The organism is Marinobacter sp. G11 (assembly GCF_021282325.1).
GTDB lineage: Bacteria > Pseudomonadota > Gammaproteobacteria > Pseudomonadales > Oleiphilaceae > Marinobacter > Marinobacter vinifirmus.
In genome coordinates, this window is sequence record NZ_JAJSPB010000005.1 from 178,731 (window position 1) to 192,100 (window position 13,370).

Annotated in this window: 14 protein-coding genes; 2 read left to right on the forward strand and 12 right to left on the reverse strand. The window is 56.7% G+C overall.

Annotation, left to right across the window (positions count from 1 at the left end; genetic code table 11):
* Positions 1–9: 9 nt before the first annotated feature.
* Positions 10–1,899 carry an ATP-dependent zinc metalloprotease FtsH gene (gene ftsH / locus LWH94_RS05395; protein ID WP_232901486.1) on the forward strand — a complete coding sequence of 630 codons (1,890 nt, stop codon included), beginning with the start codon at positions 10–12 and terminating at the stop codon, positions 1,897–1,899.
* A gap of 15 nt (positions 1,900–1,914) precedes the next feature.
* Here ftsH and LWH94_RS05400 read toward each other — a convergent pair whose 3' ends face one another.
* The 4 genes from LWH94_RS05400 to LWH94_RS05415 all read right to left on the reverse strand — a co-directional run bounded on the left by LWH94_RS05400 (position 1,915) and on the right by LWH94_RS05415 (position 7,793).
* The gene (locus tag LWH94_RS05400; protein WP_232901487.1) at positions 1,915–2,778 is read right to left on the reverse strand and encodes a universal stress protein; all 864 of its coding nucleotides are present in this window, start codon (positions 2,776–2,778) and stop codon (positions 1,915–1,917) included.
* Positions 2,756–5,167: a Lon protease family protein gene (locus tag LWH94_RS05405; RefSeq protein ID WP_232901488.1), complete on the reverse strand. Its 2,412-nt coding sequence runs from the start codon at positions 5,165–5,167 to the stop codon at positions 2,756–2,758. The genes LWH94_RS05400 and LWH94_RS05405 overlap by 23 nt, the downstream gene beginning before the upstream one ends.
* Before the next feature lie 9 nt (positions 5,168–5,176).
* Positions 5,177–6,052, reverse strand: a complete 876-nt coding sequence (gene yghU / locus LWH94_RS05410) for a glutathione-dependent disulfide-bond oxidoreductase (protein ID WP_022990012.1) — start codon at positions 6,050–6,052, stop codon at positions 5,177–5,179.
* Between the two features lie 316 nt (positions 6,053–6,368).
* Complete coding sequence (locus LWH94_RS05415; RefSeq protein WP_232901489.1) at positions 6,369–7,793, reverse strand: hypothetical protein; 1,425 nt, start codon at positions 7,791–7,793, stop codon at positions 6,369–6,371.
* A 98-nt stretch (positions 7,794–7,891) separates the two neighbouring features.
* Between LWH94_RS05415 and LWH94_RS05420 the strand changes: the two genes are divergently transcribed.
* Positions 7,892–9,382, forward strand: a complete 1,491-nt coding sequence (locus LWH94_RS05420) for a helicase HerA-like domain-containing protein (RefSeq protein ID WP_232901490.1) — start codon at positions 7,892–7,894, stop codon at positions 9,380–9,382.
* An 84-nt stretch (positions 9,383–9,466) separates the two neighbouring features.
* On the opposite strand, the gene LWH94_RS05425 is transcribed toward LWH94_RS05420, so the two are convergent.
* The 8 genes from LWH94_RS05425 to LWH94_RS05460 all read right to left on the reverse strand — a co-directional run bounded on the left by LWH94_RS05425 (position 9,467) and on the right by LWH94_RS05460 (position 13,308).
* A complete protein-coding gene (locus LWH94_RS05425; protein ID WP_058340470.1) occupies positions 9,467–9,769 on the reverse strand; it encodes a type II toxin-antitoxin system RelE/ParE family toxin in 303 nt (100 codons plus the stop codon).
* On the reverse strand, positions 9,757–10,014 hold the full coding sequence (locus tag LWH94_RS05430; RefSeq protein WP_022990007.1) for a type II toxin-antitoxin system Phd/YefM family antitoxin: 258 nt from the start codon (positions 10,012–10,014) through the stop codon (positions 9,757–9,759). Before LWH94_RS05430 ends, LWH94_RS05425 begins: the two co-directional genes overlap by 13 nt.
* A 144-nt stretch (positions 10,015–10,158) precedes the next feature.
* Positions 10,159–10,422: a Txe/YoeB family addiction module toxin gene (locus tag LWH94_RS05435; protein ID WP_199457280.1), complete on the reverse strand. Its 264-nt coding sequence runs from the start codon at positions 10,420–10,422 to the stop codon at positions 10,159–10,161.
* Positions 10,419–10,661: a type II toxin-antitoxin system Phd/YefM family antitoxin gene (locus tag LWH94_RS05440; RefSeq protein ID WP_058092928.1), complete on the reverse strand. Its 243-nt coding sequence runs from the start codon at positions 10,659–10,661 to the stop codon at positions 10,419–10,421. Before LWH94_RS05440 ends, LWH94_RS05435 begins: the two co-directional genes overlap by 4 nt.
* Before the next feature lie 151 nt (positions 10,662–10,812).
* Complete coding sequence (locus tag LWH94_RS05445) at positions 10,813–11,079, reverse strand: DUF2442 domain-containing protein (RefSeq protein WP_058340468.1); 267 nt, start codon at positions 11,077–11,079, stop codon at positions 10,813–10,815.
* Positions 11,039–11,278, reverse strand: a complete 240-nt coding sequence (locus tag LWH94_RS05450) for a DUF4160 domain-containing protein (RefSeq protein ID WP_081697604.1) — start codon at positions 11,276–11,278, stop codon at positions 11,039–11,041. The genes LWH94_RS05445 and LWH94_RS05450 overlap by 41 nt, the downstream gene beginning before the upstream one ends.
* Before the next feature lie 107 nt (positions 11,279–11,385).
* The gene (locus tag LWH94_RS19590) at positions 11,386–11,850 is read right to left on the reverse strand and encodes an excalibur calcium-binding domain-containing protein (RefSeq protein WP_022993457.1); all 465 of its coding nucleotides are present in this window, start codon (positions 11,848–11,850) and stop codon (positions 11,386–11,388) included.
* Between the two features lie 867 nt (positions 11,851–12,717).
* A complete protein-coding gene (locus tag LWH94_RS05460) occupies positions 12,718–13,308 on the reverse strand; it encodes a hypothetical protein (RefSeq protein WP_232901491.1) in 591 nt (196 codons plus the stop codon).
* Positions 13,309–13,370 lie beyond the last annotated feature (62 nt).

The following is a 13,370-nucleotide window of genomic DNA, read 5'->3' on the forward strand; positions in this document are numbered from 1 at the left end:
AACGTAGTAATGGAACCTGAAAAGCAAGGACAAGACCAGACGCCACCACCGGCCGCACCTAACCAGCTGTCATTTTTATGGTTAAGCGCGGCCATCTTCCTGATGTTCCTGTGGCTACAGGACAGCGGCCAGCCGCAACAACAGGAACTGGCCTACTCCGAGTTCAAGGAAGCCGTGTTGAGTGGCCAGGTCTCGGAAGTGACTCTGCAAAACGAGGAAATCCGTGGCCAGTTTACAGACTCCGGCAGCAGCCAGTTAAGCTCTGATACCGGCCCGGCGTCGCGCAGCTTTATCACCGTGCGCCCGCCAGTTGAAGACACGGAGCTGCTGGCCTTGCTGGAACGGCAGGAAGTCACCATTCGCGGAGCCCGCTCTGGCAGGCCCTGGTGGCAGGAGCTGATTCTCGGGTTCCTGCCCTGGATATTGCTGCTGGCACTGATGTTCTGGTTCTGGGGCGCGGCCCAGAAACGCATGACCGACGGCAACAGCCCCTTCGACTATGCCAAGTCAAAGGCCCGCAGGGCCCGCAAGGAAGCCTCCACCACCACGCTGGATGACGTAGCAGGCATCGAGTCGGCCAAGCGGGACATCTCCGAGATTATCAACTTCCTGAAAACCCCGGAGAAATACCGCCGGCTGGGCGCCGTTATGCCCAAGGGCGTATTGCTGGTGGGCCCGCCCGGCACCGGTAAAACCCTGCTGGCCCGGGCCATTGCCGGCGAAGCCGAAGTGCCGTTCTTCAGCATCAGTGCCTCGGAATTCATCGAGATGTTCGTGGGCGTGGGTGCCGCCCGGGTGCGGGATATGTTCCAGAACGCCCGCAAGGAAGCCCCTGCCCTGATCTTTATCGACGAACTGGACGCCATCGGTCGCTCCCGGGGTGCAGGCCTCGGTGGCGGCCATGATGAGCGGGAGCAGACCCTGAACCAGATCCTGACCGAAATGGACGGTTTCGAGGCCCACGAGAACGTCCTGGTGCTGGCAGCGACCAACCGTCCGGATGTGCTCGACAGCGCCCTGCTGCGCCCCGGGCGGTTTGACCGGAAAATCACCCTGGACCGCCCCCACAAAGATGCCCGGGAAGCCATCCTGAAAGTCCACGTGCGCAAGGTGCCCCTGGCCGGCGACGTAAATCTGGCACAACTGGCCGCCCGCACCACCGGATTTTCCGGCGCGGACCTGAAGAACCTGGTGAACGAAGCGGCCCTGACCGCAGCCCGGGAAAACCGGGATGAGGTCACCGCGCACTGCTTCGAAGTAGCCCGCGACAGAACCATCCTGGGCGAAGAGCGGGACGCCCAGCTGACCCCGGAGGAACGTGAAGTGGTGGCCTACCACGAATGTGGCCACGCGCTGATGGCGTATTACATGCCCAAAGCCGACCCGCTTACCAAGGTGACCATCATCCCCCATGGCATGGCCATGGGCGTTACTGAACAGACTCCCCGGGAAGACAAATACAACTACACCGAAAGCTACCTTCGGGATCGCATCAAAGTGATGCTGGGTGGCCGCTCTGCGGAGAAAATCATTTACGGGGAAGTCAGCACCGGTGCCCAGAACGACCTGAAAGAAGCCACCAAACTGTTGCGCCGGATGATCGGCCAGTGGGGTATGAGCGAAAAGGTGGGGCCCCTGGGGCTTGGCATTGGTGAAGAGCATGTATTCCTCGGCCGCGAAATGGGCGCACCCCGGGAATACAGCGAAAAGCTTGCCGAAATGATCGATTCCGAAATCCAGACCCAGCTGATGGACCTGGAGCGTTTTACCGTCGCCTTTCTGACTGAGCACCGCAAAGAACTGGATGCCCTGGCCAAGGCGGTGATGGAGCGGGAAACCATGGAATCCGAGGAAATCGAACAGGTACTGAACGACGCCGGCAATCGCAAGATTGCCTGAGCGCCGCACATCCGGTCAGGGCGTTACCGTAACCGGCAGGTTCAGGGCCGACAACAGGGCTTCCGCGCCCTGATCGGCGAACAGGCTGCAGCTGCGGCTGACCACCAGCTGGCTGGCCCCCTCCTCCTGCATGGCCCGCACGGCAGCACCGGCACTGGCGGCCGGTATCTGCCGAACCCGCGCCGCAATGCCCTCACTCTGCAGGTACGCCAGGATATCTTCGGCTACCGACTGATCTATCTCGGAACCGGTACGCAGTAACACGCTCAACGGTTGATGACTGCGCCGCGCCAGCTCGGCCCCCACAAGCACTGCCCGGTGATTGGCACCCTGGTCATGGTTGAGCAGAACCACCACGCGGTTCTGGCGCTGCACTCGGGGCTCCGCCCACAGAAGCACATCGCCCGGCGCCTGCCGAAGCAGAACCCGGGCCGTTGAACCCAGGCGGGCTCCGGGAATACCGGACCAGCCAACCCGACCCAACACCACCAGGTCTTGCGGCTGCACCAGGTTCAGAACCTCTTCCGCTACACGGCCCCGGCACAGCTTCAGGGTCTGGGCCAGGCCGCGACGAGCCATCGCCTGTTGTAATGAACGGCGGGCCGCCTCGGCCAGTGCCTGCATGCGGGCCTCGATTGCAGCTGAATCCAACGGGCGGGCCAGGCCGGAACTGCCGCCCACTTCCCGGGCAAAGCCGTACCCCGCCGTGCGCAGCAGGTTAACTTCTTCCACAAAGATGCCCAGAACCTCTGCATTACGGGCCGAAGCAATCTCTGCGGCGGCTTCCAGCGCGGCAAGGCTCAGGCGCGAGCCATCCAGCAAGATCAATACCCGGCCCGCTGGTGCGTCCGGTTTGTCAGTCGTCGCTGTTGTTGCCATTGCCATTGCCTCCGTTGCCGTTCTCCTTGCCGTCGCCTTTCTTCTTGCCAACTTCGGCAAACTCCGCCAGCCGATCCGCCACCAGCCGGTTGAACGTGTTCTCCGGGTAAACGCCATCAGCATCGGGAACACCGGCTTCCATACCGGTCATCAGCTCAATGGCCTGGTCGATGTGGCTGAGCGGATAGATAGTGAACCGTCCTTCCCGCACGGCGTCACGAACCTGTTCATTGAGCATCAGGTGTTCCACGTTGCTGGCCGGCAACAGGGCGCCATGGCCGTTGACGCCCTTGGCCTGTGTGCACACATTGAAGAAGCCTTCGATTTTTTCGTTTACACCGCCCACGGCCTGAACCTCGCCGTGCTGGTTCATGGAACCGGTTACGGCCAGTGATTGCTTCAGGGGAACGCCGGTAATCGCCGACAGCAACACGCAGGTTTCCGCCACCGACGCCGAATCCCCCTCCACACCACCGTAAGACTGCTCAAAAGCCAGGCTGGCCGACAGCGACAACTCACCCATCGGCGCATAGCGGTTGGCCAGGAAGCGGGACAGGATCATCACCGCCTTGCTGTGAATGGGCCCGCCAAGCTTGGCTTCCCGCTCGATATCCACCACCTGGCCTTTGCCGGGGCGGGCCGTCGCGGTTATGCGGGTGGGCTGGCCGAAGCGGGTAGCGCCAATCTGCAGAACCGACAGCCCATTGATCTGTGCTGCCTGTTCGCCTTCGGTGGCAATCATCATCACGCCCCGGCGAATCTGCTCCAGGCTGCGCTCACGGATACGGCTGGCCCGGTATTCCCGCTCATCAATGGCCTGCTGCACGTGAACCACTTCAATGCGGGCGCTGCCGGCCTGGGAAGCCCAGTGGTCGGCCTCGCTGAGCAGGTCCTTCAACACCCGGTCATGGGCGGTGAGTTTTTTCTGGTCACTGGCCAGCCGGCTGGCGTGCTCGATTACCCGGGCCACGGCCGCACGGTCCAGCGCACGGATACCTGACGACCGCGCCATGGTGGCAATCACCCGGGCATACAGCGGATAGCTCTGGTCGTCTCGGTCCAGGTCGTCTTCAAAATCGGCTTCCACCTTGAACAGGTCCAGGAAATCCGGGTCGTAGTGGGACAACAGGTAATACAACATCCGGTCACCCACCAGAACCACCTTCACGTTCAGGGGGATCGGCTCTGGCTGCTGGCTGACGGTGGTCGCCAGGCCATACAAACGCTCCAGCGACTCAATGCGGATTTCACCGGAGAACAGAATCCGCTTCAGGCTCTCCCAGGCCAGTGGCTGGGTGAGGATGCGGCGGGCATCCAGGATCAGGTAACCACCATTAGCCCGGTGCAAAGAGCCGGCACGGATCAGGGTGAAATCTGTGTACAGGTTGCCCTGGTGGGCCCGGTGTTCGATCTGCCCGGTCAGGTGTTGATGGTTGGGCAGGTCTTCATAGACCACCGGTGCGCCCCGGGTTTCTGCATTGTCGACCAGCAGGTTCACCCGATACCGGTTCAGCAACCCGGCAGGCGCACCGTTCTCGTTATCCTGGAAGGCCTCAGCGTGCTCCGCCACGTCTTCCCGCACCGAATCCAGGTGGGCGACCACCGCCGGAACATGGCTCCATTTCTCACGCAGTTCGCCAATGGGGCCGCCAAGCGTGAGCTGCACCATCTCTTCATTGAGCTGATGTATCCGTTCCCGCACTTCCTTGCGCAACCGGGGAACCTGCTGAATCGCCTGCTGCAGCTTCTTCTGCAGGTCTTCCACCTTGGCTTCGACAAGCTCCTTCTCTTCATCAGAGAATTTCTTGTATTCCTCGGGCTCGATGACTTCGCCATTGCGCATGGGCGCAAAGGTAAAGCCGGCCGGCGTGGTGATCATGGCAATATTGTTGGCGTTTGCCTCTTCCTGGATGGCAAACAGGCCTTTTTGCTGCCGCCGGGTGACCTCTTCCTGAAGCTCCTGAATCCGGGCCTGGTATTCCTCGCTCTCGAAGGTAGCGGGAATAGCCGTTTTCAGCTCGTTGGCCAGGTCGTTCATGTCGCTTTTGAACTTGCGACCCTCGCCCGGCGGCAACTCGATAGCGCCAGGTTTGTCTGACTGCTGAAAGTTAAAAACATGGCACCAGTCACACGGCACCGGCTTGCCTGCGGCGTGGGTGGCCAGAAAACGCTTTACCAGTTCATGCTTGCCGGCGCCCGAGGGGCCCAGCACAAACAGGTTGAAGCCACTGGCGGCCATACTGGCTCCGAACTCCAGTGCCCGGAGCACCCGGTCCTGCCCGAACGGCAATTCCAGGTCTTCCAGTGCATCCGTGGTGTCGAAATCCAGCTTTTCAGGCGGACAGCGGTGGTAAATCTGGTCCTCGGTTAACGCCGCAGGTACAGCCATTCTTGCTCCTTAAGATTGCTTGCCTTCGAGTTTATCCTGGGTGCGTAAGTCAAAATCGCTCGCATCGTGGCGCTCGTGCAGCTGGGAGGACAACTCGCCCCAGGCACGGTTCACCATGCGGCCACGCTGCACTGCCGGGCGCTTGGCCAGTTCATTCGTCCAGCGCAGTACGTTAGTATAAGTATGGGCTTCCAGGAATTCGGCGGCCTCATACACGGTATTCTTCACCAGCGAGCCATACCAGGGCCACACCGCCATATCGGCGATGGTGTACTCGTCACCGGCGATGTACTGGTTATCCGCCAGCTGCCGATCCAGCACATCCAGCTGGCGCTTCACCTCCATGGTGTAGCGGTTGATGGGGTACTCGTATTTTTCCGGGGCATAGGCATAGAAATGCCCGAATCCACCACCCAGAATCGGTGCGCTGGCCATCTGCCAGAACAGCCAGTTCATGGTTTCTGCACGCCGGGCACGGTCCGTTGGCAGGAAGGCACCAAACTTCTCCGCCAGATAGAACAGGATAGAACCGGATTCGAATACCCGCACGGCCGGGTCTTCACTGCGATCCAGTAACGCGGGGATCTTGGAGTTGGGGTTAACCTCCACAAAACCGCTACTGAACTGGTCACCTTCCATAATCTGGATCAGCCAGGCATCGTATTCCGCTTCCTTGATGCCTTTCTCCAGCAATTCCTCAAACATGATGGTGGCTTTAACGCCGTTGGGCGTTGCCAGGGAATACAGCTGGAACGGATGCTCGCCCACCGGCAGGTCTTTATCGTGTGTGGCACCGGCAATCGGGCGGTTGATGCTGGCAAACCTGCCGCCGTTACCCTGCTCCCATTTCCAGACTTTCGGTGGCGTGTAGGTCGGATCGCTCATCAGTTGTTTCTCCCCTTTACGTTGAAAGATGCGTGGCATGACTGTAACTGAACCCGGCACAGGAAAGCACCCATGAACTATACTCGGCCCTACAAACAATGGCTTACACCGGAATGAAGGTGTGATCCAGGCCGGCGAAGCCATCCTGTAGGTGGGCGACCCGAGTGCCCCGGAAGTGGTGATCGACGTACTCAGCTTTGATGCCACCAAACTCAAGCCTGGGCTGGACACCCGCCTCAGCCCTGTTTCGGCACGACGGCGGGCACGCGGTATTTCGGCTGCGATAACGCACAGGCACCGCCCGGGATTTCGCAACCTAGTTTTTCTTGAACACAGCCGTTATCCGATCCCACCAACTGCGCTTCATCTGCTCTTCAGGGCTGGGCCAGTTTGGATCCTTGCTTTTGCTCTGCACAATGCCGCTGTTACCCAGCCGCAGGCGCCACAGCTGGGCCGCTGAGTGACCCTGCCCCGGCTGCTCAGACACCAGCAATAAATGGAAGTCCTGCTGCCTCTCGATCGGATGAACCTGTACCGAAAACCCGGACTCCTCATCCTCCTCACACACATACAGTCGATCCCGGCTTACCTTGATCATTTCACACAGAGCTTCGAAATCCAGCGTTATACGCTCCCTGATTTCATCGTGTTCCAGCGTGTCTTTGTCCGGTTTGAGCAGTGAGCGGTAACAGATAACTTGTGCATCATCGTTGTTGGCCGAGCGTCCGACGGCACTGGCGACCACCTGCGGCAACTCCTGGAGATTCCGATAATCCACCCACACCAGCTGCCTGGCCACCTGCTGCCTGGTGTAAGGCATTCGCAGGCGAATCCGCCAACGGGGCTTGCCCCGGCGTAACCGGCGGGTAATCACGTTGATCATGTCTTCGCGCACCATGTCACGAACGCCGTACATCAGCGCGATAACCAGCAACAACGTGATGGAAAGCGTTTCGCTGGCATTGCGCACGTTAAACAGCATGTAGGTCAGTATCGACATGATGAACATTGTGGTGGCAGCCTTCACCAGCTTGCGTGTACCGGAGCCGAGTTCGGCAACCTTTGGCCGCAGCGAGATGGGGTACTCCAGTAACCGGTCGTAGAGGCTCATTCGATTCCAAAGCGCGGTAGGCGTGCCCAGAAAATCACGCAGGTAATCCTGCTCTTTACGATGGGTTCGCTCCTGCTGGAGAAAATCCGTAATGCTCTGGCGGAGCGCCTCGTCCAGTGCGGAAAAGCTTTCGCGGGTCATGCATTCAAGAAAGAACTGCTCCACGAACCAGGAAAAGTAAATGTCCATCTGGCGCAGATACCGCTTCTGGCGGTCCCGCGAGGGCTGAGTCTCTCGCATGCGTTGCGCGAAAGCCTGGCTGAGTCGCAAGGCACGCGCAATGGTCTCGCCCGGCGTGTCGGTATTGTTCAATTGCCCTCGCAACCGACCCATGGACGCCTTGTACCGAAGCAACCAGGAACTGTTGGCAATCTCGAAGTACGGGGATAACAGGGCAAAGGACTCATCATTCTTGACGGCCCTGTCGCCACCCTGCAAACCCATCAACCCAAAACTGTGGGCAACAGAGCCGAAGAAGAACTGCTGCTCTGAAAGCGTTCTGGCAGAAAGCGTGGTTTCTGGCGGGATAAAAAGATACAGCTCAACCGAATGCCGTCCGGGCGTGTTCACCGTACGAGTCAGCCGGAGCTCATAATCGCCCTTCCGCCGTGTACTCCATTTATCGACCATACTGATAGTTCTTGTACCTCCATCAACAAACACATCTTAAGCTAAGCTTGCCTTATTACCGCCAACAAATTTGTCCAATAACCAACGAGGTGCACCCGGTGCCGGAAAATTTCGTATTCATAGGCAATGGCAGTCACGTTCAGAGCCTGCTGCTAAGCCGTGCTAACCGTCATGGCCTGATTGCCGGCGCCACAGGTACCGGCAAAACCGTCACCCTGCAGATTCTGGCGGAAGGTTTTTCCGCCCAGGGTGTGCCGGTGTTCATGGCCGATGTAAAAGGCGACTTGTCTGGCATCTCCCAGCCCGGCACGCCCAAGCCTGCGCTGCTCAAGCGTGCGGAGAAGATCGGCCTTGAACCCTACACCTTCCATGGTTTCCCCACGGTTTTCTGGGATGTCTTCGGCGCCGAAGGCCACCCCATGCGGGCCACCATTTCAGATATGGGGCCACTTTTACTGTCTCGCCTGCTGGAACTCAACGACACCCAGGAGGGCGTTCTGAACATCGCATTCAAAGTGGCGGACGAGCACGGCATGGCCCTGCTGGACCTGAAAGACCTGCGAGCCCTGATGACCTTTGTGGCCGAACAGTCACAAGAGCTTACGGCAATCTACGGCAACGTCAGCAAATCCTCTGTGGGCGCCATACAGCGCCGGTTACTTCAACTTGAGCAAGAAGGCGGAGACCGGTTTTTCGGTGAACCCGCACTGGAACTGGCCGACCTCATGCGTTGCGACGCAGCAGGCCACGGGCACATTAACCTGCTGGCAGCAGACCAGTTGATCCAACGCCCACGACTGTATGCCACCATACTGCTCTGGTTGCTTGCCGAATTGTTTGAAGAGTTACCGGAAGTGGGCGACCCCGACAAACCCAAACTCGTGTTCTTTTTCGACGAAGCGCACCTGCTGTTTGATGATGCCCCGAAAGCACTTCTACAGAAAGTTGAACAGGTGGTACGGCTGATCCGCTCCAAGGGAGTAGGCGTTTATTTTGTCTCCCAAAACCCCACAGACATCCCGGACACCGTGCTGGGCCAGCTGGGCAACCGGGTACAACACGCACTCAGAGCCTTTACCCCCCGAGACCAGAAAACCGTTCGTTCTGCCGCCTCCACCTTCCGGCAAAACCCGAATCTGGATACTGAAAAAGTCATCACCGAACTGGGTATCGGCGAAGCCCTGGTATCCACCCTGGACGCCAAAGGCATGCCATCGATAGTGGACCAGACCCTGATCCGACCGCCCTCCTCCCGCCTGGGCCCGGCCACGGCCGAAGAACGCAGGCAAATCATCAATGCCAGCGAGTTTGGCCCAAGGTACAACACCACCATTGACCGCGAATCGGCCTACGAGAAACTGAAAGAACGAGCCGAACAAGCCGCCAGGGAAGCCGAACAGGCAGCGCTTGATGACAGCCGGATGTACAAAGCGCCAACCAGCAAACGAAAAGCCCCGGCGCGAGCAAGAACATCGTCGCGCCAGGGCGTTTTTGAAACCATGGCAAAAAGCGTGGCCCGCACCGCAGGGCGGGAGATGACCCGGAGCATTTTGCGGGGGTTGTTAGGGTCTTTGTTTAAGGGGCGCTGAAAGGTCTGGCTCAGCAGTGTGCTGGCGCACCGGTGACTTTGACCTAGCGAAGCGGAGAAAAAGGCATCCGAGTGCCGCGCCTGGTTAGCTGTTCCCAAGCATGTACGCCCGAAGCTGTCGCTCCTCTCGCATGACATAGAGAATGAGAACTCGCTTATCATCCTCACGATAAAAAATGCGACACGGAGGAACCACTACCTCCCTGTATACTGAATCAGGGAGCTCTGGAGGAATCCGTCCGGATTGGGGGAAATCTTCCAAACGCCCGGTCTTATCGAAAACTTCTTGGACCAGGTGACTTGCGGCTGCAGGATTATCCAGAGCAATGTACTCAGCGATCGCATCCAGTTCTTGAAGGGCGGGCTCCGTCCAGATTACTTCAGCCATTTACTCATTTTCTCCCTGGCCTCACTTTGACTGTACGTTCTTCCCTCAAGTACAGCCAGCTCTCCTCGTGAGAGCCCCTCAAGCAGCTCAAGTCGGCGCTGCATAAACTCGTAATCTTGCACATCAACAAGGTATGCGGATGGCTGACCGTGCTCCGTGATCAGTATCGGCTCTTTAGTCAGGTGCAGATCTGCCAGAATCTTTGTGGCTTGGCGCTTGAGGTTCGTAACCAGCTCAACTTTCATGGGCTCACCCTGATCCAAATTATTAGTGACACTATAGTATCACTTTTCGAGTGAGACAATCACAGCTAAAACGCGAAGCTTTGCGCCAATTTTGGAGCCGCGAAGCGGTGGAAAATTTGTCCGGCAACAGCGCCTGGCTATGCCTTATTCGTAGTGACTCCAGAGCCTGAGAACTTTCACCACTCGCTCCTCCTCGAGCACTTGGTAGACCAGACGATGCTGAATATTGATGCGGCGTGAATAGGCCCCTGAAAGATCACCAATGAGCTTCTCAATCGGAGGCGGCTTGCGGTATGGATCTTCCGCTATCAGCGCTAACAGTTCCTGGGCTTTTGGTTTGAGGCCGCTGGAGGCCAACTTCTTTGCATCTTTCTGGGCTTGCTTGGTGTAAACCAACTTCCATGTCACCAGTCCAGCTCCTCATCGCATTCATCTACAGGGGTATCCATCCCCTCACGAATCGACTCCCGCATACCTGGTACGGAGAGCAGGTAAAGTGTTTCCTGAATTGCAGACCAGTCTTCCTCGGAAACCAGAACAGCTTTGTTCCGCTTACCCATGATGACGATTGGTTGGTGGGACTCGGCGGTCTCGTCAATCAACCGATAAAGGTTGCTGCGCGCCTCAGTTGCTGTGATTCCGGTCATGACGCACCTCTTGTGTGTTCAACTTTTCACCAAGTGTACGCCTTTGGGTACGTACGTCAAGACGAACGCCCCACATAACGCCGCGAAGCACGCGCGGTTGCGGAATGGAGGCGAAGCCGCAATGGAAAAGACGTCGCCGTGCCTGCGATGGTTATGTGCTGTGAGCGACGTTCGGGAACCTCTCGGGATGCTCTATAATTTCTTCCGTCAGGTCGACATCAAGGTCAGGCCAATAGAAGTGGCCTGGAGATTGTTCCTCAACGTTCACAATTGCGCTGACCGGCTGCTCCTTAAACCAGGGAAAACTGTTGTAGGGCATGAAAAACTCTCGGTCGTGCGCCAGAAGCCACACGCCATGCGCAGAAATGTTCGTCACCTCAACTGCCGAAGTGCTGTTTCCAAGCGCTGACAAGCTCATCTCGGTGATCCTCCACCAATAATTCGATTTCTTTCAGTTGCTGCCGGTTGTATCCGTAATTTTTGGACAGCTCAAGATCTGGTTCAAGCCAGAATTTTGCCTCGCCATCACCCGATACTACATGAACATGCATGCGAGACTCCTCTCGCGAGAAGAAAAAGAAACGATATCCTTTTTCTCGGAATACTGTAGGACTCATCCATACTCCTCACACATAACGCCAACAGCATGCGCGGCTGCGAAATGAAGGCAAAGCCGCAATGTAGTAGACGTCGCCGTGCCTGTGATTGTTAGAACCGCTGCCCGCTAATTGCACCACTGCCTCTCGCATGGGACGCCGTCATGATTTCCGTCCATTTTCGTATTGGGGCAATTCCTCAGAAAATAGGTCGCTTCCGCACAAGATGTCATCTGAGAGCAATATGTTCTCCCGTCACATCTGAATTTCTGATTGGACACCATAGGTTTAGAAAAGCTTGAGCTTGCGGGCTCGGAAAAATTTAAACTGGTGAGATCAGAAGTTGCGGCTGTGACGGACGATACGCCACCGTTCATATAAGCAAAGATCCCGATAATTAGAACGCCGAAAACTTGTAGCTTGAACGGGCCTTTAGCGTCTTGCCAGTGAACGATCAGGTAAATAAGCGCTACTGGTGCAATAAAAAAGACTGCAAGCCCCCAAAAAATGCCTGTTCTAAAAGCCGAAATTAGCAGACCGATTCCGCCAATGATGAATATTCCAAGACCAACATAAAAAACTACGTCACTCACTCGGTGTTCCTTTTTAAGTTCTAACGCTGAATGTTAAGCGGCGCCTGCGGAGCGCAGCGTAGTAGGCGTCCGGCGGACGGCCGCCAGGCCGGTAGCGAACTTGAACGATTGGTTATACATAAGACTACCACCCCCACCAATGCCAAACCTTGGCTATACCGCGCCAGACACCCCCGAGAATTGACGGAAAAAGTCGTGGAAGCAGCAACGCCAACACAGCAAAAACCAAGATACAGGAAATGAGGTAACGACTGCTGAGAAAGCCATCCCAGTAGACGGCCAACTCCAAATTGACCCAGAGCCAGACGAATGCTGCTGTTGGGATAGAGAAAAACAGCGATGCAAAAAGGCTGATCAACCTTGTTTCAATCGACCCACCTTGGCCGCGATTCCTTCCCATGATCTATGAACATTCCTTGTGTATAACGCTGAGGTAACCGGCGCCGGAGCGCCAGCGGAGGGAACCAAAAGCGGTACGCTTTTGGCGTCCGGTTAACCGCCTTGTTAATGGCCGTTCACCACCGTGGTTGAGCCTGACACCCAGGCCGCATGCCCTCTCCCGGACAACTTGCACCAACTCGACGGATGACGAAAGGAACCAGAACGCAAAGGCTACCGGCCCGATTACCGTTTAAGACGGACGGCCCCACGACTGGGGCACGCCATGAATACCAACACTGCTGGCCATTGTGGCAACCAAACCAGACAGCGAATTTTCCGGCCTTGGCGATCACCAGAGTGAACGAGCGTTGCAACCAAACCCGGTGCCAAGGCCTTTGCACCGCACCCGCCAAAAACTCACAAATGCCGGGCCATTAACGCTTGGCTTTGCGGCGTAGCGTAGGTACGTCCGCCAACAGCCACTTGTTAAACTTTTGCTAATGCATTAACTATTTCTTTTAATAACTCTGATTCAGGCTTACCTTGAGGATGCTGAGCGACAACAAATTTTGAGACTGAACCATTCAATTCAAGTATCCCTTGTGCATCCACCCACTTCGTATCTGTTATAGAATTTAAAGATATATTTTCTGACAAAAAACCATTAAACCAATCTTGTCCAGTTAAGAATACGATGTACTTCGGCCGAAACTCTTCAACTTCAATCTTTAAAAGGTCATTACAGGCATTAAACTGTAAGTCGCATAGACTGTCGTTTGGGTTCCCACCACCACTTGGGGCAACTTTATACAAGTTTGACCATACTATTTTAGATACCCATAGTTCATTATCTTCAAGCTGGTTGACACTTTGCGAAATCTTGTTAGCCATTCTCCAAAAAGCTGATCTTTTTGTATTATAGCCTTCTGAGCTACCCCAAGAGGATTCAACCCATTCTAGTGGACAATCGTGGCCTGGTGAGCCGGGGAACAGTTCTTCTAATAATGAATCTCCTGAATCAGTGACTTTGCAGGCCAGTATACTCCGCAAAGCGCCATCGGCGCTAACGGGAGCCATCACTTGGTCAAAAGCAGGTTGATAATGCCGGAACGTGCAGTCTGACGTCGATCAGCGGCCAA

What these genes read in the sequence shown, in the direction of transcription:
- ftsH (WP_232901486.1), top strand. Translation starts at nt 10, where the DNA reads ATGGAACCTGAAAAGCAAGGACAAGACCAGACGCCACCACCGGCCGCA.
- LWH94_RS05400 (WP_232901487.1), bottom strand. Translation starts at nt 2,778, where the DNA reads ATGGCAACAACAGCGACGACTGACAAACCGGACGCACCAGCGGGCCGG.
- LWH94_RS05405 (WP_232901488.1), bottom strand. Translation starts at nt 5,167, where the DNA reads ATGGCTGTACCTGCGGCGTTAACCGAGGACCAGATTTACCACCGCTGT.
- yghU (WP_022990012.1), bottom strand. Translation starts at nt 6,052, where the DNA reads ATGAGCGATCCGACCTACACGCCACCGAAAGTCTGGAAATGGGAGCAG.
- LWH94_RS05415 (WP_232901489.1), bottom strand. Translation starts at nt 7,793, where the DNA reads ATGGTCGATAAATGGAGTACACGGCGGAAGGGCGATTATGAGCTCCGG.
- LWH94_RS05425 (WP_058340470.1), bottom strand. Translation starts at nt 9,769, where the DNA reads ATGGCTGAAGTAATCTGGACGGAGCCCGCCCTTCAAGAACTGGATGCG.
- LWH94_RS05430 (WP_022990007.1), bottom strand. Translation starts at nt 10,014, where the DNA reads ATGAAAGTTGAGCTGGTTACGAACCTCAAGCGCCAAGCCACAAAGATT.
- LWH94_RS05440 (WP_058092928.1), bottom strand. Translation starts at nt 10,661, where the DNA reads ATGACCGGAATCACAGCAACTGAGGCGCGCAGCAACCTTTATCGGTTG.
- LWH94_RS05445 (WP_058340468.1), bottom strand. Translation starts at nt 11,079, where the DNA reads ATGAGCTTGTCAGCGCTTGGAAACAGCACTTCGGCAGTTGAGGTGACG.
- LWH94_RS05450 (WP_081697604.1), bottom strand. Translation starts at nt 11,278, where the DNA reads ATGAGTCCTACAGTATTCCGAGAAAAAGGATATCGTTTCTTTTTCTTC.
- LWH94_RS05460 (WP_232901491.1), bottom strand. Translation starts at nt 13,308, where the DNA reads ATGGCTCCCGTTAGCGCCGATGGCGCTTTGCGGAGTATACTGGCCTGC.